This is a genomic window from Actinomycetota bacterium (assembly GCA_005888325.1).
Classification (GTDB): Bacteria; Actinomycetota; Acidimicrobiia; order Acidimicrobiales; family AC-14; genus AC-14.
In genome coordinates, this window is sequence record VAWU01000057.1 from 1 (window position 1) to 19,225 (window position 19,225).

Here is a 19,225-nt window from a genome sequence, read left to right on the forward strand (position 1 = left end):
CTCTGGTTGTGGGTTTCCGACGCGGCATTGCGCATGACATCAGTGAGTTCCGGAGCTGCGTCCCTGCTCCGCCGAGCGAAGGTCCTGTATCTGAGTGAACCCTTCTGCTCGTCTTGGGTCCACGACTTCTGACCGAACTGTGGTAGGCCCCGCCTATCACCCCAGGTCAGCCCTAGCATCGACCGCGTGGAACTCCGGCAGCTGACCTACTTCGTCGCCGTCGCCGAGGAACTGCACTTCGGTCGGGCCGCAGAGCGGCTCCACCTTGCTGGTCCTTCGCTCTCTCAGCAGATCAGCAACCTCGAACGTGAGCTGGGCACCCAGCTCCTTGTCCGCGACCGCCGACACGTCGAACTGACGCCGGCCGGCATCCAGTTCCTGACCGACGCCCGAGAGGTGTTGGGCACGGCGACACGGGCCTTCGATCGGGCCCGCAACGGAGCCGGAGAGTTACCTCTCCGGCTGGGCTACGTCAGTTGGCTTCCCCCGGAGGCAGCAGCGATGCCCGACCTTCGGGTCCGTGTCGACGAATGGGTCCTACCATCGCACACGCAGGCGGCGCGGGTGGCCGAAGGCAGCCTCGACCTCGCTATTGCCTGGATCGAGGAGGCCGACATCAAGCGCCTCAACTTGGCCGCCCACCTCTTGTGGTACGAGAGACTGGAGGCCGTGATGCCGCGGGCGCACCGGGCGACTCGTCATGAGAGCGTGCCCGCAGCCGAGGTCACGGTGCTCGTCGATGTGGACGAAGCGTCGTGGTGGTCATGGAACCGCTACGCCTCTGCATTCGCGAAGGCCAACCAGGCGTCGGTGACCAATATCGACGACGGCGGCATTGCTGGGTCTGCGTTCTTCGACCATGTGGCCCGCCTCCGACGACCGGTGCTCGACTCGCCGAAGCGCCATACGGCGCCGATCCCGCCCACGTTGACCCGCCGGCCGGTCCGATCCCCGATACCCCTCTGGGCCTGGGCCCTCCTTCACCGCGCAGACGACGCCCGGCCGATAGTCGCTCGCGCCACCCAGACCCTCATCGACCACGCCTCGGCCCTTGGCTGGCGAACACCCCCCTCCGAGCCATTCTGGCCTCCAGCCAGCGCGTAAACGGCTTGACGCCAACCGGACAGCAAGCCCTGAGTGCCACGCGACAGCACGCTGTTCTGCCCAAGCCGAGCGCGCCAGGACGGTCCGTCGGGGCGGCTGCCATCCGGCGCGTCGTCACCGACAGACCCGTGCAGCATCGGTCCGTGCTCCTAGTTGGAAACCGTGCCGCTCCGCGTCGGCAGACGGAGGGTGGCAACACCGTGTACGGCTGACGCCAGACGACCGGCCAACGCGGTGATGCGAGCCACGCTCAGCCGACTCATCGCGGGCGGAGCAAACATGCCGGCCGGGGATAGTGTTGCGAGCCCGTCGACGGGCCCTCCGGCGACGAGCGGGGAGCGCGACATGACCTATGCAGTGGACTTCGTCAACGTCTCCACCGTCGGACTGGAGTCGTCGCCGGTGGCGACCGCACTCGCCGGCCTGCGGGCGAACGAGGCTCGCTACTTCAAGAACAAGTACGACTACGTCTTCACGGTCGAACCGGCCGCCAAGGCCAAGAAGGACATCGACTGGGTGCACCGCATCCTCAAAGAGGAGCGCGACATCGCCATCGCTTCGCCCCCACTCGAGGCGACGACCCTCCACGTCGAGAACATCCGGTGGACCTACGTGTTCTACGAGAGCGGGCTCTCGATCAACGTGCTGTATCCGCTCGACGAACCGAAGAAGCGCGCGGTCGGGTTCAAGCTCTCCGAAGGGATGGAGGTCCCCGCCGAGCTCGGATCGTTCAAGTTCGCGAGACAGAAGTCGAAGCTGGCCGGGACGATCCGCGGCTCGTACTTCGTGATCAAGGGCGAGTACTGAGGCCGTCGAGCCTCCAAGACTCGCGGCACTCCCTCTACCTTCATCCTACGACCGAGGGCTCGTTTGCTTCCAACGGCCCCCGCAGCGACGATCCCCCGCGTGCTGCGTGACGACGAGCTACGCGTGGAGCGCGCCTACCTCGATGCCGCCTACGACCGCGTCCTGGCGATGCGGGGCTCGGCCGAGGGCATGGCCGGCACGGCGCGGCGGCTCACCGAGACCAGGAATGTGCAGGCGATGTTCGAGCGCGACAGCGCCATCGCCCACGCCGGCCACCGGTTGGCGGCGCTCGACATCGCGAAGGAGCGTCTGCTCGTGGGTCGCCTCGACCTCGCCGACGGTAGTTGTCTCTACGTGGGTCGCCTGGCCGTCGCTGACGAGCACGGCGACCCGCTCGTCGTCGACTGGCGAGCGCCGGCCGCCGAACCGTTCTACCGGGCGTTACCCCACGATCCCATGGGCGTCGTGCGGCGACGCCACTTCCGTTGGCGGCAGGGCGAGCTGGTCGGGCTGGATGACGAGGTCTTCGACGTCACCGCGGCGGGCGAGGCCGGGCTCCACCTCGTGGGCGAGGGCGCGCTCATGGCCGCGCTCGACGCCCCGCGGACCGGTCGCATGCAGGACGTGGTGGCGACCATCCAGGCCGAGCAGGACGTCGTGATCCGTCGCCCTCGCGCCGGGGTGACGGTCGTACAAGGGGCGCCCGGTACCGGCAAGACGGCAGTGGCGCTCCACCGGGCCGCGTACCTGCTCTACGCCGAGCGGGCCCGCGTGGCCGGCGCGGTCCTCTTCGTCGGGCCGTCGTCGACGTTCCTGCGCTACGTCGAGGACGTCGTCCCGTCGCTCGGTGAGGACAGGGTCGTGCTGGCGACGCCGGCGGATCTCGGCCCACCCGTGGCGGTGTCGAAGGTCGACCCGCCGGCGGCGGCCGCGGTCAAGGGCGACCTCCGCATGGTCGACGTCCTCGCCCGGGCGGTCCGGGCCCACGAGCGGGCGCCGCGGGTGGGCATCGAGCTGTGGGCGGGCCGGTTCCGCCTCGTGGTCGCGCACGACGACCTCGCCGCCATCGTCGTGACGGCTAGGCGACGGTCGACGACGCACAACGCCGGCCGCGCGCTGGTGGAGCGCCTTCTCCTGCGGGCGCTGGAAGCCGCGTACCGCAATGGCCTCGAACGCGACCACCGGATCGGCCGCATCGGCGCGGAAGGAGTCCGGTACGCGCCACCTCTCATCGACGTGGTCGACCGAGGTGCGCTCGCGCAGGCCCTCCACGCCATGTGGCCCCTGCTCCGCCCCGAAGGGCTCGTGCGCCGTCTGCTCGCGTCGCCCCGGCGCCTCGCGACCGCCGGGCGCGACATCCTCACGCCCGACGAGCTGGACGCGCTGCATGCCTCGAGTGAGGACGGCGACGGATGGAGTGAGGCCGACGTGGCCCTCCTCGACGAGGCCGACCTCCTGCTCGGGCCCGTCCCGACGCGACCGGAGCGCGCCGGCAGGCGCCGACGGTCGCTCGACCACGTGGCCGAGCGGATCCTGGAAGAGCGGCTGCCCGACTGCCCGCGGTGCGGGCGCCCACTCGAGTACCTGCCGGGCGAGGCGTCCGGCAGCGACCGGCTGGACTGCCGGGAGTGCAAGGCCACGTACGCCACGACCACGCTCATGGGTGATCCCGCCGCCAACGAGCTGCACGGCGTGTACGAGGAGCTCGCCCACCAGTTCGACGAGGGCGACGTGCCCGCGGTGCGCCCGGCCGACGCCCGGTACGGCCACGTCGTCGTGGACGAGGCCCAGGATCTTTCGCCGATGCAGTGGCGGGCCGTCGCCCGGCGGTGCCTGACCCAGTCGTTCACCCTGGCAGGCGACGAGGCGCAGGCAGTCCGCGCCGGCGCGGCGGCAACGTGGGACGGCATCCTCGGGGCGCTCGGCGTCGCTGCGGGTTCGGTGGCCCGCCACGAGCTCACGGTCAACTACCGCACCCCGGCCGAGGTCATGGAGCTGGCGGCCCGGCTACTCGAGCAATACGCACCGCACCTGCACCCGGCCCGCTCCGTCAGGACCGCCGGGGTCGGTCCCCGCCGCTTTCACACCGGTGGCCGGCCGCTCGGCGCGGCGTACATCGCCGACGCGGTTGCCGATATCCGGAGGGATGTCGGGGCCGGGCTGGTGGCGGTGGTCACACCCGAGCAACTGGTTGCCGACGGCAACGGCGGCGCTGAGCACCTCACCGCTGTCGACGCAAAGGGGTTGGAGTTCGACGGTGTCGTCGTCGCCGATCCCGAGGCCATCGTCCGCGAGTCACCCGGGGCGACGGGCATGGCGCGCCTCTATGTAGCCCTGACCCGGGCGACGACCAGCCTGACGATCCTCGCACCGACGCCGCCGGGCCCGCCGCTCGAGGACGCGCTGGGCCCTTTCGAGCCGGCGCCTGCTCGTTGAGCCGAGCGCGAAGTCGTTCGGCGACACAATTGCGGCGTGCAATTCAACGCTGATATCCGCGACCGAGTAGCGGACGGAACCATCACCGTGTCCTACCGCCTCTGGTCGAGACCGAAGGTCAAGGTCGGAGGCGTCTACCGGAGCGGTTCCGTGATGATCGAGATCGACGAGATCGAGCTGGTGCCCTTCTCGTCGATCACAGACGAGGATCTCGCTCAGACGGGAGAGTCCGATCTCGAGGCCCTTCGTCGACGCGCTGCACACGCCGGCCCGATCCACGACGACACCTTCCTCTACCGCGTGGAGTTCCATGTGGTGAGGCAGCAGGACTAAAGGAGGCTGCAATGTTCGCAGTGGTCTTGAGCTTCGACGGCGAGTCGGAGAGCGACCTCGCGGCAGGCATCGAGCACGTCAACGACGAGGTGATCCCGGCGCTGGCTCAAGCGCCAGGCTGCACGGCTGGTGGCTCGTCGACCGGGACGCGGGCCGACGCATCACCGTGATGGTCTGGGACAGTGACGACCACTACCAGGCCGGAATGGCACGGGTGTCCGTGGCGCGCGCCAAAGACCCCGACCGGCACCGGCCTGCACACCTCAGTCGGGCGGTTCGAGGTCTACGGGTCGATCCCGGGCCCGCCTGATCTCACCGTGGCGAAACTCTCCGGTAGGTGAGGTCGAAGTCGACGGTGAAGTTCGTGCCGTCTTCGGCGACCTCCCACTGGCCGGCGATGGTCTGTCCGTCGTCGCTGATCGTCGCGGTGAAGCGTTGCGCGAACGGCAGGCCCGTTCGCCACAGCTTCCACTCGTGCGCGTCGATGCTCATCTGGTAGACGCGGCACACCCCTCGCTCGTCGGAGTAGAGCTGGTAGTAGGTGCCGTTGGCGGCGTCGCAGCCGATGATCGACACGCCGTCGGGCGCCTCGGGCATCTCGACGCTCGAGCGTTCGACGAGATGCGCACCGGAGTCGTGCCATTCGAAGATCGCCCGCCCGCCACCGGGCCACGGCTCGCCGCCGGGCGGTTGAGCCTCGAGCAACCACTCGCCCACCAGCGGGTCGAGCGCGCGCAATGCGTCCTCGGCGGTTGGCTGATCCATGTCGGCCTCCTTCGCGATGCGATCCGTCGGTGCGTACGCCATACCGAGTGTGACTGTGCGCAGCCCGCGAACTCATCGCCCAGCCCGCACGTAGCCTCCCGTCATGCGAAAGATCGTGAACTCGACGTTCGTCAGCCTCGACGGAGTGATCAACCACATGGATCGCTGGCATTTCGGCTTCATCGACGACGAGCTGGAGGCGCTCGCCCTCGATCAGATGCGCGCCAGCGACGCCCTGCTGCTCGGTCGGCATACCTACGACATCTATGCGAGCGCCTGGCCGGCGCGTGACGGCGAGCTCGCCGACCGGATCAACGTCATCGCCAAGTACGTGGCGTCCACGACCATGCAGACGGCCGACTGGACGAACACCACGATCATCGGCGGTGGCCTCGTCGAAGAGATAACCAAGCTGAAGGACGCACACGGGAAGAACATCCTGATGCACGGGTACGGCCCGGTCGCGAAGACCTTGATGCGTCACGGCCTGCTCGACGAGCTCTGCCTTTGGGTCCATCCCGTCCTCGCGGGTGTCGGAACGACCGAGGACATGATCTGGGGGGAGGACGTGCACGCCCGCCTCGAGCTCGAGGACGTCAAGACCCTCGCCTCCGGCATCGTGATGCTCACCTACCGGGCGGCGGTCTGATCGATCATCACGATACGACTTCGTCGAGGCGCAGCGCGGTGTCGACGTGGAGGCGGAACTGGCCGCGTCCGGTCTTCTCGATTCGGATTGGTGCGTGCCGCTCGTCGAGTCGTCGTTTCAACAGGATGAGGCGGCTGTCGAGGTTGTCACGAAAGTCGGGTAGCTCGAGTGTGGGATCGAGCCGGATCTCTCTGTTCGTGAACGCGACGCGCTGTTCTCGCGTGTATTGCCGGAGGAGGGACCACATGATGCGGCCCGCGACTCCTTTGATGAGGTAATCGCCGTCGAGGAATGTGCTGCCATCGACGGTGAAGAAGCGCACGAGCGTCGGCGGAGTGGACGCATCGGTGGCCGGTGCCGGGGAGGGAGGCGCGGCTGTGGCGCCCTCGCCGTTTTCCCTTGCCCGCTCCACCTCGATCGCGTTGGCGATGACCGTGGCGACGATGCTGAGCGTGGCTTCGTCGACCTCGCCGAAGGCGGCACTATGGGTGCTTTCGGCGACGAGCACGCCCGTCAATTGGCCGAGCGCGAGCATCGGGACCGCAATGCGGCTTTGCGGTTCGTCCAAGCCCGGCAACGGGATCTCGCGGCCGGGTCCGATCTCGCCCGACTGTTCGTAGGAGCGGCGCACGACGTTGCCGTACTTCGTCATTTGGCGCAGGTTGCCGATGCGGAGTGTCGTCGCTCGGGCTGCGGCCATGCCGATGATGCCTTCGCCCACGGGGACTTCGGAGCCCACGCCCTCGTCGCCGAATCCTCTGCTGGCCATCGTGTAGAGCCGGCGGCGGTCCTCGTCGAGCAGCATCAGGAGGCAGTGCTCGTAGCCGAGGACGTCGGCGAGGCCGTCGACAGTCGCGCCGACGATCGTGTCAAGGTCGGTGCACCGGCTCAAGCGGGCGATGAGCTCGCTGAGGCGCTCCGCGGCCGGTGCCCCGGCACGACCCTCGACGCGATCGCGTCCCTTTCGCACCATGCCGACGTGGAGCACGCGGTACACGTCAGCGGCGCGCAGCAGGAACACGTCTTCCATGTGGTGGTAGGTGGCGACGGTGTCGACGTCTTCGCGCAGTTGCTCGAAGATCCTGCCGTGATGCTCTGTGCGCTCGTAGGCGACGGTGAGCCGCCACTCGTCGTACGTGTGAGGATCGATCAGCAAGACGCAGGCGCGGGGGTTCTCCGCGAGGTTTCTCGTCGTCTTCGAGAAGAACTGGTTCGAGAGCGCGATGCGTTCGTCGTCGACGCAACGGACTTTGGACAGAAACGTGACGTTCGGCGTACCGTCGGCGGCCGCGGTCGCGATCACCGCGGGAACCGCGCCCTCGAAACACGCCGCGAGCGCACGGAGCGAGACCTTGATCAATGGGGACCGGCTCGTTGCATGGGCGTCCCCGCGGCCGGCCCGGGGGTCTGGTCGAACAACTCGCCCACCCGCACGGTGCAGGCGGAGAGCGCCGTTGGAGCGAGGCGTTCGGGGAGCTCGCGGGGGGTGCGCTCGATCGCTTCGATGTCGGTGAAGAACGCGTCGCGGTAGCGAGCCGACCGTTCCATATCGAGATCGGTCGCGGGTGCGACCTCGGTGCAGGTCCCCTTCATCTGCATGGAACGCAGGGTGGGGACATCAGTCGCAGTGATCGCGATCGCGCCCGTCTCGACCAGGTTCGCCCGGGCCTGGTCGTCGTCGGCGTCGAGCAGCAGTCGGATCTCGCCGGTCCCGCGATCCAGCACCGTCAGGCCCCATCCCCGTGTGGCGTGCGGGGCCCCGTCGGCGCCAACGGTGCCGACGATCAGGGCCGGCCCCGCTTCGACGAACGCCGTCGTCTCGGGGGCGAACATAGGGAGTTCTTAGCAAACGCTTCCGAATCTTTCCGGCGCGGGAGCGATCCCGGTCCTTCAGGATCGGAGAAAGCCCGCACACGCTGGAGGAGTCGACATGAGCGTCATCGACCACAAGCCGATCCACACCGTCGCAACGGTCACGTTCAACCTGTACCGCGACATCTACAAGGGCATCCGGAGCGAGCTCTTCGGCGTGACCCAGGCCGCGGGCAGTACCGACGCGGCCGACCGGGTGGCGCGCACTGCGCTCGCCGCTCGTGTCACGAACCTGGCCACGATCCTCGAGAAGCATGCCGAGGGAGAGGACCACCATGTTCAGCCCCCGACCGAGATGTACCTGCCCGACGTCGCCGACGTCATCGCGGGCGACCACGCACGCTTCGAACAGCGCGTGCAGGACTTCACGGCACTCGCTCACGACACCGTGAACGCCACGGGCTCAGCACAGCGGACGCGCATGGACCAGCTCTACATGGAGTTGGCGTCCTTCACCGGCGAGTACCTCGGACACCAGGACATCGAGGAGCGCGTCGTGATGCCGGGACTCCAACAGGCGCTCGGAGTCGATGGGTGTCTCGCAATCCACGCGGCCATCGTCGCCAGCATCCCGCCCGACCAGATGGCCAAGGGCCTCGCCGTCATGCTGCCTGCCATGAACATCGACGATCGCGTCGAGATGCTCGGCAGCATGCAACAGCACGCGCCGGCCGAAATCTTCGCAGGCGTCTGGGGCCTCACAGGCTCAGTACTTCCTGCGGCGGACTACGCCGAACTCGGCATTCGCCTGGGGCTGTCCTGACCCAGAGATCTGACTACCGATCAGGAGGTTGGGGTTCGAGAGCCACGGTCAGGTGCCGACGTAGGCCGCCAGGTGCTCGCCGGTGAGGGTGGAGCGGGCGGCGACGAGATCGGCGGGTGTGCCCTCGAAGACGACCCGGCCGCCGTCGTGGCCGGCGCCGGGGCCGAGGTCGATGATCCAGTCGGCGTGCGCCATGACCCCCTGGTGGTGCTCGATGACGATGACCGACTTGCCGGTGTCGACGAGCCGGTCGAGCAGGCCGACCGGCTGCTCGACGTCGGCGAGGTGGAGGCCGGCGGTCGGCTCGTCGAGGACGTAGACGCCACCCTTCTCGCCCATGTGGGTGGCCAGCTTGAGCCGCTGCCGCTCGCCGCCGGACAGCGTGGTGAGCGGCTGGCCGAGGCTGAGGTAGCCGAGCCCGACGTCGGCGAGCCGCTCGAGAACGGCGTGCGCGGCCGGCGTGCGCGCCTCGCCGTCGCCGAAGAACTCCTTGGCCTCGGTGACCGACATCGCCAGCACCTCGCTGATGTCGCGGCCGCCGAGGCGGTGGCCGAGCACCGATGCGTGGAACCGCTTCCCTTCGCACTCCTCGCAGGTGGTGGCGACGCCGGCCATCATCCCCAAGTCGGTGTAGATGACACCGGCGCCGTTGCAGTTGGGGCAGGCGCCCTCGGAGTTGGCGCTGAACAGCGCCGGCTTCACGCCGTTGGCCTTCGCGAACGCCTTGCGGATCGGGTCGAGCAGGCCGGTGTACGTCGCCGGGTTGCTCCGTCGTGAGCCGCGGATCGCGCCTTGGTCGATCGACACCACACCCCCGCCGGCAGGGATCGACCCGTGCACGAGCGAGCTCTTGCCGGAGCCCGCCACGCCGGTGACCACGCAGAGCACCCCGAGCGGGATGTCGACGTCGACGTCCTGCAGGTTGTGGGAGGTGGCGCCGCGGATCTCCAGCGTGCCGGACGGTGTGCGCACCGTCTTCTCGAGGGCCGCCCGGTCGTCGAGGTGCTGGCCGGTGATGGTGCCGCTGGCCCGCAGGCCTTCCACGGTGCCCTCGTAGCAGACGTTGCCGCCCGCCGTGCCGGCGCCGGGGCCGAGGTCGACGACGTGGTCGGCAATCGCGATCGTCTCCGGCTCGTGCTCTACGACGAGCACCGTGTTGCCTTTGTCCCGCAGCCGCAGCAGCAGGTCGTTCATCCGCTGGATGTCGTGGGGGTGCAGGCCCGTGGTCGGCTCGTCGAAGACGTAGGTGACGTCGGTGAGCGAGGAGCCGAGGTGGCCGATCATCTTGGTGCGCTGTGCCCGATCTCCACGAACGACTCGAGCGTCTGCAGCAGCGCGGCCAGCAGCGGCGCGACCGACGGCTCGTCGAGACCGCGCACCCATGCCGCGAGGTCGCTGATCTGCATCGCGCAGGCGTCGGCGATGTTGATCCTCTTGATCTTCGAGGACCGGGCAGCCTCGCTGAGCCGGGTGCCGCCGCAGTCGGGGCAGGTCGTGAACGTCACCACCCGCTCCACGAACGCGCGGACGTGCGCCTGCAGCGCGTCGACGTCCTTGGACAGCATCGACTTCTGGATCCTCGGGATCAACCCCTCGTAGGTCAGGTTGATGCCGTCGACCTTGATCTTGGTCGGCTCCTTGTAAAGGAGGTCGTGGAGCTCCTTCTTGGTGAACTTGCGGATCGGCTTGTCCGGGTCGAAGAAGCCGGCGCCGCGGAAGATGCGGCCGTACCAGCCGTCCATGCTGTAACCGGGGATCGTGAGCGCACCTTCGTTGAGGGACTTGCTGTCGTCGTAAAGCTGAGTCAGGTCGAAGTCGGTGACCGAGCCCATGCCCTCGCAGCGCGGACACATGCCGCCGAGACGAGTGAAGGTGGCCTTCTCGGTCCTCGTCTTGGCGCCGCGCTCGATGGTGATCGCACCGCTGGCCTTCACCGACGGGACGTTGAACGAGTACGCGTTGGGCGAGCCGATGTGCGGCTTTCCGAGCCTGCTGAAGAGGATGCGTAGCATCGCGTTGGCGTCGGTGGCGGTGCCGACGGTGGAGCGGGGGTTGGAGCCCATCCGCTCCTGGTCGACGATGATCGCGGTCGTCAGGCCGTCCAGCACGTCGACCTCGGGCCGCGACAGAGTCGGCATGAAGCCCTGCACGAGAGTGCTGTACGTCTCGTTGATGAGCCGCTGCGACTCCGCGGCGATGGTGCCGAACACGAGCGAGCTCTTGCCCGAGCCGGAGACGCCGGTGAACACCGTGAGCCGTCGCTTCGGGAGCTCCACGCTGATGTCCTTGAGGTTGTTCACGCGCGCGCCCTTCACGCGGATCAGATCGTGGCGGTCGGCGACCTGGAGCGCAGGCGACTGCGTGTCCGTCCTCTTGGGCTTGCTCATCGTGTCTCCATCTGTCGGGCGAGGCCGCCTCCGCGGTCCGATGCCTCGGGACAGTCGGCGATACTGGTCGAGCTGAGGGCGGTCAACAACCCCATCACACTCGCCGGAGGCGACATGCCTGAGATGTCATCCGTCGCGCAGTTCATGTGCCGGAGCGCGCCGTGGCGTCTCTTCGCCGGTCACGTCGTGCTGCCATGGGCGTTGCAGGGACACGAGCTCCGCGGCGATGTTCTCGAGATCGGCTGCGGTAGCGGAGCGATGGCCGCAGAGGCGCTGCGACAGTTTCCCGATATCCGCCTCACCGCCACCGACTTCGACGAATCGATGGTGGAAGTCGCCCGGAGACCGCTATCGGACTTCGGTCCGCGCGCAGAGGTACGACAAGCCGACGCGACCGCCCTGCCGTTCCCGGACGGCTCATTCGACGCCGTTCTGTCGTTCATCATGCTGCACCACGTCCTTCAATGGGAACAGGCCTTCGCCGAGGCGGCGCGGATGCTGCGACCCGGAGGCCGGCTCATCGGCTACGACCTGCTCGGTGATGGCACGGGTCGCATCCTGCACAGGCGCGAGCAGAACACGCGGCTCATGCGTCACGTCGAGCTCCGACAGGTGCTCGACGGGCTTGCGGGCGTCGGTGCCGTGACCAAGCCTGCGTTCGGCGGTCTCGTCGCCCGATTTACGGCGCAGAAGATCGCCGCGTAGACCCCGACTGGTCCGGCGTCACGCCCGGTGACTGCACGAGGCAGGTTTGGCGTTTCGGAAAGCCTGAAGCATCGGGAAGTCTCCCGTGCCGTTGTTGACCGCGATGATCAGATCGAGGTCGGGGATGATGTGCACGCTCTGGCCGTAGAGCCCGATCATCTCGAAGGTCCCATCGCTGTTGAGCCAGAACTGGCCGCCGTACCCGCTGTAGGCGGGGCTGGGCGTACGAACGAAGTCCACCCACTTGGATGACAGGAATCGTTTGTTCTCCCACCTGCCGTTGCGCAGATAGAGGAGCCCGAGCTTGGCGAAGTTCCGTGTGGTGGTGTTCGTCAGCCAGCCCGCCCGCCATCTGCCGGCCGCATCGAATCCGGCCTGGACGGGATTGATGCCCAGGGGATCGAACAGCTGATTGTGCAAATACGCCAGGTACCCGTCGCCCGAAACACGAGCGGTGTCGGCGATGATGCGGCCGAGCACCGCGGTGTCGCCGGTCGAATAACGCCAGCGCGTTCCCGGCGTGAACTCGAGCGGTTTGGCGATCACGTACCGGGACTCGTCACCCGACACGATCATCTGCACGACATCGGATTGGAAGTTGAAGTAGTCCTCGGTCCACTGGAGTCCGCTGCTCATGTTCAGCAGGTTCCGCAACGTGATCGAGCGACGCGGATCGGTCTGGGCCGACCACTCAGCTATCGGGGCGCGGTCGTCGAGCTCGAGCCGCCCACGGTCGACCAACAGCCCGATCATCGTGGAGGTGAACGACTTGGAAACCGAGAACGAGGGCAGGATCGAATCCGCCGTGACGCCGGGGGCATATCGCTCGTAGACCAAGCGCCCGCCGTGGATCACGACCACCGAGTCCCCACGCCCCGGCCCGACCATTTCATTCGCAGCGGCGCCGACGGCCGCCGAGTCGACACCTGAAGGAAGCGGGCCGGTCGGCCAGCCGTGCGTCGGCCAGGGAACACATTTCAGCTGGCGTGGAAGGTGCGACTGGTGACGCGAGATCCGCGCACCGACATCGCGTGGCATCGTGGACGGTTTGGGTGCGGCATGCCCCGACCCCGCAGTCGCGCCGAAGAAACCCGCGGCGACCAACAAGCAAACGACCCCCCGCACCCGCACCCGCATCGACAAAGTGTCCCAGCCGCGAGATGTCATGGAAAATCCGTCACCACCAGCAGCAGCGCAGAGCTGATCGGTAGAGTGGCCCACGTCAGTTGGCGAAGGAGTGGTGCGATGGGCGAAACGCGAGTCGGGCCCGCGTCGGAACTCACGCCCGGTGCTGTTCCACGCGGTGACCGGCACCGCAGCCCGCTGATGCCCCGCGCCGTGTCTCTGGAGTAAGAGGCGCCGGTGCCTGCCACGGCCACGAGCCAGGTCAAGACGCTCCTGCTGACCGACATCGAGGGGTCCACCGCCCACTGGGAGCGCGACCCGACCGTCATGGGAGCGGCGGTTGCCCGTCACGACGACATCGTGCGCGCCGCGGCTGAAGCCGCCGGGGGGAGGCTGGTCAAGAGCAAGGGCGAGGGCGACTCCACCTTCTGCGTGTTCGAACGGGCGGGCGCCGCCGTCATCGCGGCCGTGAGCCTCCAGCGCGCGCTGACGGCCGAGCATTGGCCCACCGCCGAGCCGTTGCGGGTGCGGGTCGGCATCCACACCGGCGAGGTCGAGGTCCGCGACGGTGATTACTACGGCCGGGCCGTCAACCGCGCGGCGCGGGTTCGTGCCATTGCCGCGGGCTCGACCATCCTCGCCACGGCCGCAACCGCGGCACTGGCTGCCGATGGTGTCCCCGACGGTGCGGTATTGGTCGACCTGGGCGAGCATCGGCTGCGCGACGTCGCAGGGCCCGAGCACCTCTACGCCATTGGGCACGCCGACCTCCCCGATCCCGAGGTGGCGTTGGAGTACTTACGCCGCCGTGCCGCGCCGCCGGTGCCCGCGGCGCTGCGGCTCCACGGCGACGCCGAACTGGTGGGCCGCGAGCGCGAGCTGTCGTCGCTGCGCGATGCCTGGTCGGCGGCGGCCGGTGGTCGGGCCTCGGTGGCCCTCGTCGGCGGCGAGCCCGGCGTGGGCAAGACCCGCCTGGCGGGTGCTCTGGCCGAGCTCGTCGCCGACACCGGCGCGCTCGTGCTCTACGGGCGGTGCGACGAGGAGCCGCTGCGGCCGTACCAGCCGTTCGCGGAGGCGCTCGGCGGCGCGATCGACCGGCTCTCCGGCAGCGAGGTCGCCGCGCTTGCCGGCGATGTCGCATCTGATCTCGTGCTCGTCCTGCCGGAGCTGCGGGAGCGCATCCCCGTGCACGGCCAGCCGGCCGGTGAGCGGTTCGTGGTCTTCCAGGCGGTCGTGGCGGTCCTCGCTCGCCTCGCGAGTGATCGCCCTGCGTTGGTCGTGCTCGACGACCTGCAGTGGGCGGACGAGCCCTCGCTCGCCGTGCTTCGCCATGCGCTGCGAGGCCAACCCGGCGCGGCGATCATGGTCGTCGGCACGTACCGCGACTCGGACCTCGGCGAGAATCGGTCGCTCGTCAAGTGGCTGGTCGAGCTCCGCCGCGACGTGCCGACGTTGGAAGTCGACCTGCACGGCCTGGAACAGGCGGCGGTGTCGCGTCTGCTGGGGTCGGCTCATCGGCGCCACCTCGACGCAGTGTGGGCGGCGAGCGACGGGAACCCGTTCTTCGTCATCGAGCTCCGCCGAGGCCTCGACGACGGTGGCCCGGCCGGCGTGCCGCAGTCCGTCCGCCAGTCGGTTGCGGACCGGGTCGAGCGGCTGCCCGCTGCCACCCAGCGGTTCGTGCATGCCGCCGCCATCGCCGGCTTCGAGGTCGAGGTCGCGGTCGCCGCCACCGCGGCCGGTGTAGAGATGGATGCCGCCCGGGCGGCACTGACCCGCGGCGTGCTGACCGAGGTGCCAGAAGTTGCCGGCCGGCTCCGGTTCGGGCATGGCCTGGTGCGCACCGCCGTGCTCGACGGGCTGACGTCGGTCGGGCGCGCCGGCATGCACCGCCGCGTGGCGGCCGCCATCGAGGACCTCCACGCCCACCGGCTCGACGAGCACGCCGCCCACCTCGCCCACCACTACCGCGAGGCGGGCGATCTTCGAGCCGACGGTCCCGCCTACGCCTGGTCCATGCGGGCCGGCCGCCGCGCCGGCCAGCTTCTCGCCTATGAGGAGGCCGAGGACCAGTATCGGGCTGCCGCCCGGATCGCCGGCACGGACGGCGATGTCGCCGGCCGCATCACCGCCGAGCTGGAGCTCGCCGAAGTGCTCCGCCGCAGCGGCCGCCCCGCGCTTGGCCAAACCCTCGCCGATGCCGCCGCCACCGCCGCGGCCGCCATCGGCGCGACCGAGCTCGCCGGTTGGGCGGTCTTCGCGACCCGGTTCGGGCAGCCCATGGGCGTCCCCGGAAGCCTCGAGACACTCCGGGACGCGCGCGCCGCGCTGGCCCCCGACAGCGCGTGGCGGGGCCCCGTGGACGTGGTCTACGCGGGCGAGCTCATGCAGGCCGGCGAGGTCGATGCCGGCATCGACCTGCTGCAAGCCACAACCGCTCGAGCCCGAGCGGCCGGGGATTGGGCCGTGCTCGGGTTGGCGCTCACCGGCAACCACATGTTCGTCGACCGGCTCGAAACGCCCGTCGACGCCATCCTCGCCGCTGTCGCCCATGCCGACGAGGCGGTCGCACCGTCGCTCAGGCTGTCGCCTCGGGTGCTCCGGGTGCAGACCGAGAGCTTCCGTATCGGCGAACTGGTCTGTGCGGGCGAAGTCACTGCCGCGCGGGAAGCTGCCGCCGACTTCGCGGCTCGCTACGGCGACGAGACCGGCATTTCCGAGGCGAACGTGCAGCTGTTCGCGATGACCGATGCCCTGCTGTCGGGCGACTGGGACGACTGGCGGCGCCGCCTCGCCCGGTTCCGCGACGACCCGGAGCTGGCGTCAGGCTTCGCGTCGCATCTACTGGGTTCCGAGATGATGGCGGCGTGGCTCAAAGGGCGCCTGGGCGATTCTGCCGCGCTGATCGAGGCACTGCCGTCCTCGATGATGTTCGTCCGGCCCGCCTTGGCGTTGGCTCATTCCGAGGGAGGTCACTCGGCTGAGGCGCGCCGAGTCATGGCAGAGTGCGCGGCCGAGGGAGGCCTCGAGGCCCGTGCCCGCACCGTCTGTGGGCGCGCGGAGCTCGCGCTGCTCGCCTACGCCGCGGCGGGGATCGGCGACGTCGAGGCTGCCGGTCGGATCTACGAGCTCCTCCTGTCGAGACGGGGACAGGTGGCTGCCTGGGCGGGTTGGGCGTTCTGGGGCGCGGTCGATGGCGTGCTCGGTGTCCTCGCCGCGAGCTGCGGACGACCGGACCGTGCGGTTGAGCACCTCGAGGCCGCGCTGGCGCTGCACGACCGGGCCGGCTGGCGGGCTTTCTCGACGATGACGGCGGCCGAGTTGGCGGCTGCGCTGCTCGACCGCGGCGGTCCGGACGACGTGGAGCGGGCGACGTCACTTGTCGCCGCAACCGAATCGGCGGCCCGCGCGCTCGGTCTCGCCGGCGTGCGACGACGGCTCACCGCGGTGGCGGCGCGGCTGGACCGCGACGGCGCGCCCGGCCCCGGGTAGCCACGTCGTCGTTACCGCGTCGCGCCGTCGGCCGCGAGCTCATCTCGGAAGCTTCGCCTGGTGCCCCAACGCAACATCGGTGGCACCAAGTGGCGCACGACGACCGCCGGGCGGAACCAGTGAGGGACGTACAGCTCACGCTTGTCGTGCTCGATCGCGTCGACGACGGCGTCGGCGACCTGCGCGGGCGCGACGGGCTTCGGCCGGTCGCGGTCGTACGGGTGACCCCGGGCTTCTCCAAAGCTGCTCGCCACCGGGCCCGGGTTCACGACGGAGACGCCGATGCCGTAGGGCTCGACCTCGACCGCCAACGCCTCGGTGAGACCCACTGCTGCGAACTTGGTCGCGGAGTACGCGGCTTCGAACGGCGAGCCGATGCGACCGGCGATCGACCCGATCGTGACGATGTGACCTCGGCGGCGGGCGATCATGCCGGGGAGCACGTTCCGGATGACGTACATCGTCCCGAGCACGTTGACCTTGACGAGCCGCTCCATCTCATCCGCTTCGATGTCGGCAAACGGCCCGTACGCGCCGATGCCGGCGTTGGCGACGAGCACATCGATCGGCCCGAGCTCGGCCTCGAGGGCTGCGATCGCTCGAGCGAGCGCCACAGGGTCAGCGACGTCAGCGGTGGCTGCCGCGCCTCGATGACCGAGCTGCGCGAGCACATCCTCGAGATCGCCGCCCGTTCTCGCGATGAGCCCCGCCGCTGCGCCCTTCGCCACGACGGCGCTCGCGACCGCGGCCCCGATGCCGCGTGACGCGCCGGTTACGATCACCACCCTGTCGTGCAACTCCATCTCGTCATCCCTTCTCGGAGGTGGTCAGCTTTACAGCAGTGTCCGGATGAGGGTGTCGGCCAGCCAACGCGCGTGTTGCGCCTGCGTCCAGCCCAGCTCGTCGCAGAGCATGCGACCGACGTCGGGGCTGGCGAGGGCCCAGATGATCTCGCCCGCCCGTCGGGTGCTGACGCGCAGTGGCCCGCGGGCGGCGATCCACTTCGCGAACCGCTGCATGTTGTCCATGCGGAAGCGATCCATCTCCTCGAAGGTCTTCGCCATCTCGGGCTCCACGGCCGACGCGGTCCGCAGGATCTCGAAGACGGGTCGTAGCTCCGCCGAGATTCGTGTGATGAACCGCGCGAAGAGCTCGATCTGCGTTCGTTGGTCGACCTCGTCCTTGATGGCCTGCGCGTCGGGCCGCTGCGTGACGTTGGCCACCGAGCCATCGGGCACCAAGCGAAGGTCGATGAGAGCGGTCAGCACTTGTGCCTTGCTGCCGAACGTCGCGTGGACGGTGTCCCGGGCGACGGCGGCGCCGTCTGCGATGTCCTTCATCGTGGTGCGGGCGTAGCCGCGGTTGAGGAAGAGCTCCGACGCGGCGTCGAGGATGCGCGCTCGGGTTCGGGCGGCCTGCTCGTCGCGGACGGCGGAGGAGTACCTGCGCTTCTTCTTGACGCCAGCCACGGGTTCATCCTACAGTCAACATATTGATCCGACAATATGTCGGATAATCCTTGAGGAGGACCGGTTGCTCGAATTGCTGACCCAACCCCCGCCGGCGGAGGCGATCGCCAGGATGGCTGCGATCGACGGTGTGCGCATCGTCCCGGCGATGCTCGCGACGCAGCAAGGACCGGAGGGTCACCTCGGACCGGAGGCGGCCGCGGCCGTGCTCATCCTTCAGGCGACCTTCGTGGATGAGGAGCGGGCCGCTGCGTTCTGGCTCACCGCGGCCGGGCTCATGGAGCGACTGGCTGAGGCGCCCGGGTTCATCCGCCGCTTCACCTTCGCCGATGGACCGCACTACACGTTGCTCGCCCTCTGGCACACCGCGGCCGACGCCCATGCGTTCTTCTCGAGCGACGAGCATCAAGCGGCGATGGGCGACCTGTTCCGCCACCGCTGGCAGTACAGCCACTTCGCTGCCTTGTGGGAGCTGACCACGCCGCGCGAGCGCGTCATCTTCTGCCAGCAGTGTGAAGGCGTGACCCCCGCGACCGAGGGCGTCTGCCGCGGCTGTGGCGACGATCTGTTCGACCCCTTCTCCATCCCGAGCCAGGTCGACGGCTGAGCTCGCCTAACCGCCGGCTTCGTGACGGCATGAGCGTTCGGCGCCGCGACCGGCTGCCCGCAGGTTCTACGCGACGGCTGCGGGCCCCGCCGGCCGGTAGGCGCAGATGAGCACTCCCGTCTTCGCCTGCGTCACCGACACGAGCTCGAGCTGACGAGATCGTCCGTCGGACGGGAAGATCGTCTTTCCACCGCCCAGCAAAGTCGGCTCGAGCATGAGGCAGTACTCGTCGACGAGGTCGTTCTCCACGAGCTGGCGAGCCAGCGAGGCACTGCCCCAGACCTGCAGGCCGCCGTCACCGCCAGTCGTTCGCAGCGACCGGATCGCGTCGATCGCATCGCCGTCGCCACCACCGATGAGCGTCGTGTTGTTCCAGCGCGACGATGCCTCTTTCGCCGACAGTGTGCGCGATACGACGTACTTCGGGATGGCATTCATCTGGTCGGCGTACGGATCGCCCGCCCGCCCCGGCCAGGCCGCGGCCATGCCGTCCCACGTGCGCCGTCCGAACAGCAACGCCTCCGTGCGCGCCATGACCTCGCCGATGACCGCTCCCATCGACTCGGGATCGAAGAACGGCATCGACCAGCCGCCGTGCCGGAACCCGCCGTCGGTGTCCTCGTCCTTGCCGCCGGGAGCCTGCACGACACCGTCGAGGCTGATGAAAGCACTGAGGATGATCTGCATGTCGGATCAGACGATGCACCGCCG

General features: G+C 69.0%; 16 protein-coding genes and 1 pseudogene. 9 read left to right on the forward strand and 8 right to left on the reverse strand.

Translation table 11 applies throughout. The annotated features are described in order from the left end of the window. The first annotated feature begins 186 nt into the window (after positions 1-186). The 4 genes from E6G06_16625 to E6G06_16640 all read left to right on the forward strand — a co-directional run bounded on the left by E6G06_16625 (position 187) and on the right by E6G06_16640 (position 4,680). A complete protein-coding gene (locus E6G06_16625) occupies positions 187-1,104 on the forward strand; it encodes a LysR family transcriptional regulator (protein TML88068.1) in 918 nt (305 codons plus the stop codon). Positions 1,105-1,449: 345 nt separating this feature from the next. Continuing rightward, positions 1,450-1,911: a phage tail protein gene (locus E6G06_16630; GenBank protein ID TML88069.1), complete on the forward strand. Its 462-nt coding sequence runs from the start codon at positions 1,450-1,452 to the stop codon at positions 1,909-1,911. A gap of 99 nt (positions 1,912-2,010) precedes the next feature. Further along, positions 2,011-4,347: a helicase gene (locus tag E6G06_16635; GenBank protein TML88070.1), complete on the forward strand. Its 2,337-nt coding sequence runs from the start codon at positions 2,011-2,013 to the stop codon at positions 4,345-4,347. Between the two features lie 36 nt (positions 4,348-4,383). Next, entirely contained in the window at positions 4,384-4,680 is a 297-nt protein-coding gene (locus tag E6G06_16640; GenBank protein TML88071.1) for an ASCH domain-containing protein, read from the forward strand. Between the two features lie 312 nt (positions 4,681-4,992). On the opposite strand, the gene E6G06_16645 is transcribed toward E6G06_16640, so the two are convergent. Continuing rightward, positions 4,993-5,445: a hypothetical protein gene (locus tag E6G06_16645; protein TML88072.1), complete on the reverse strand. Its 453-nt coding sequence runs from the start codon at positions 5,443-5,445 to the stop codon at positions 4,993-4,995. Between the two features lie 103 nt (positions 5,446-5,548). Here E6G06_16645 and E6G06_16650 point away from each other — a divergent pair, with 103 nt between their 5' ends. Continuing rightward, positions 5,549-6,094, forward strand: coding sequence for a dihydrofolate reductase (locus E6G06_16650; GenBank protein ID TML88073.1), 546 nt, complete (start codon positions 5,549-5,551; stop codon positions 6,092-6,094). A 7-nt stretch (positions 6,095-6,101) separates the two neighbouring features. Here the strand turns inward: E6G06_16650 and E6G06_16655 are convergent, their stop codons facing one another. Continuing rightward, on the reverse strand, positions 6,102-7,454 hold the full coding sequence (locus tag E6G06_16655; GenBank protein ID TML88074.1) for a GAF domain-containing protein: 1,353 nt from the start codon (positions 7,452-7,454) through the stop codon (positions 6,102-6,104). Then, complete coding sequence (locus tag E6G06_16660) at positions 7,451-7,927, reverse strand: hypothetical protein (GenBank protein ID TML88075.1); 477 nt, start codon at positions 7,925-7,927, stop codon at positions 7,451-7,453. The genes E6G06_16655 and E6G06_16660 overlap by 4 nt, the downstream gene beginning before the upstream one ends. 97 nt (positions 7,928-8,024) lie before the next feature. On the opposite strand from E6G06_16660, the gene E6G06_16665 reads away from it, so the two are divergent. Next, entirely contained in the window at positions 8,025-8,729 is a 705-nt protein-coding gene (locus E6G06_16665) for a hypothetical protein (protein TML88076.1), read from the forward strand. Positions 8,730-8,777: 48 nt separating this feature from the next. Here the strand turns inward: E6G06_16665 and E6G06_16670 are convergent. Then, positions 8,778-11,116 (reverse strand): annotated as a pseudogene (locus E6G06_16670) (excinuclease ABC subunit UvrA). Positions 11,117-11,230: 114 nt separating this feature from the next. Here E6G06_16670 and E6G06_16675 point away from each other — a divergent pair. Further along, positions 11,231-11,821: a class I SAM-dependent methyltransferase gene (locus E6G06_16675; GenBank protein TML88077.1), complete on the forward strand. Its 591-nt coding sequence runs from the start codon at positions 11,231-11,233 to the stop codon at positions 11,819-11,821. An 18-nt stretch (positions 11,822-11,839) separates the two neighbouring features. On the opposite strand, the gene E6G06_16680 is transcribed toward E6G06_16675, so the two are convergent. Beyond that, positions 11,840-13,135, reverse strand: a complete 1,296-nt coding sequence (locus E6G06_16680; protein TML88078.1) for a serine hydrolase — start codon at positions 13,133-13,135, stop codon at positions 11,840-11,842. A 48-nt stretch (positions 13,136-13,183) separates the two neighbouring features. On the opposite strand from E6G06_16680, the gene E6G06_16685 reads away from it, so the two are divergent. Beyond that, on the forward strand, positions 13,184-16,438 hold the full coding sequence (locus E6G06_16685) for a hypothetical protein (GenBank protein ID TML88079.1): 3,255 nt from the start codon (positions 13,184-13,186) through the stop codon (positions 16,436-16,438). 11 nt (positions 16,439-16,449) lie between these two features. Here the strand turns inward: E6G06_16685 and E6G06_16690 are convergent, their stop codons facing one another. Continuing rightward, positions 16,450-17,241 carry an SDR family NAD(P)-dependent oxidoreductase gene (locus E6G06_16690; GenBank protein ID TML88080.1) on the reverse strand — a complete coding sequence of 264 codons (792 nt, stop codon included), beginning with the start codon at positions 17,239-17,241 and terminating at the stop codon, positions 16,450-16,452. 30 nt (positions 17,242-17,271) lie between these two features. Then, on the reverse strand, positions 17,272-17,907 hold the full coding sequence (locus E6G06_16695; protein ID TML88081.1) for a TetR/AcrR family transcriptional regulator: 636 nt from the start codon (positions 17,905-17,907) through the stop codon (positions 17,272-17,274). 64 nt (positions 17,908-17,971) lie between these two features. Between E6G06_16695 and E6G06_16700 the strand changes: the two genes are divergently transcribed. Beyond that, the gene (locus tag E6G06_16700; protein ID TML88082.1) at positions 17,972-18,514 is read left to right on the forward strand and encodes a hypothetical protein; all 543 of its coding nucleotides are present in this window, start codon (positions 17,972-17,974) and stop codon (positions 18,512-18,514) included. 66 nt (positions 18,515-18,580) lie between these two features. Here E6G06_16700 and E6G06_16705 read toward each other — a convergent pair whose 3' ends face one another. Continuing rightward, positions 18,581-19,201 carry a dihydrofolate reductase gene (locus E6G06_16705; protein ID TML88083.1) on the reverse strand — a complete coding sequence of 207 codons (621 nt, stop codon included), beginning with the start codon at positions 19,199-19,201 and terminating at the stop codon, positions 18,581-18,583. Positions 19,202-19,225 lie beyond the last annotated feature (24 nt).

What these genes read in the sequence shown, in the direction of transcription:
- E6G06_16645 (TML88072.1), bottom strand. Translation starts at nt 5,445, where the DNA reads ATGGATCAGCCAACCGCCGAGGACGCATTGCGCGCGCTCGACCCGCTG.
- E6G06_16650 (TML88073.1), top strand. Translation starts at nt 5,549, where the DNA reads ATGCGAAAGATCGTGAACTCGACGTTCGTCAGCCTCGACGGAGTGATC.
- E6G06_16690 (TML88080.1), bottom strand. Translation starts at nt 17,241, where the DNA reads ATGGAGTTGCACGACAGGGTGGTGATCGTAACCGGCGCGTCACGCGGC.
- E6G06_16660 (TML88075.1), bottom strand. Translation starts at nt 7,927, where the DNA reads ATGTTCGCCCCCGAGACGACGGCGTTCGTCGAAGCGGGGCCGGCCCTG.
- E6G06_16630 (TML88069.1), top strand. Translation starts at nt 1,450, where the DNA reads ATGACCTATGCAGTGGACTTCGTCAACGTCTCCACCGTCGGACTGGAG.
- E6G06_16675 (TML88077.1), top strand. Translation starts at nt 11,231, where the DNA reads ATGCCTGAGATGTCATCCGTCGCGCAGTTCATGTGCCGGAGCGCGCCG.
- E6G06_16665 (TML88076.1), top strand. Translation starts at nt 8,025, where the DNA reads ATGAGCGTCATCGACCACAAGCCGATCCACACCGTCGCAACGGTCACG.
- E6G06_16705 (TML88083.1), bottom strand. Translation starts at nt 19,201, where the DNA reads ATGCAGATCATCCTCAGTGCTTTCATCAGCCTCGACGGTGTCGTGCAG.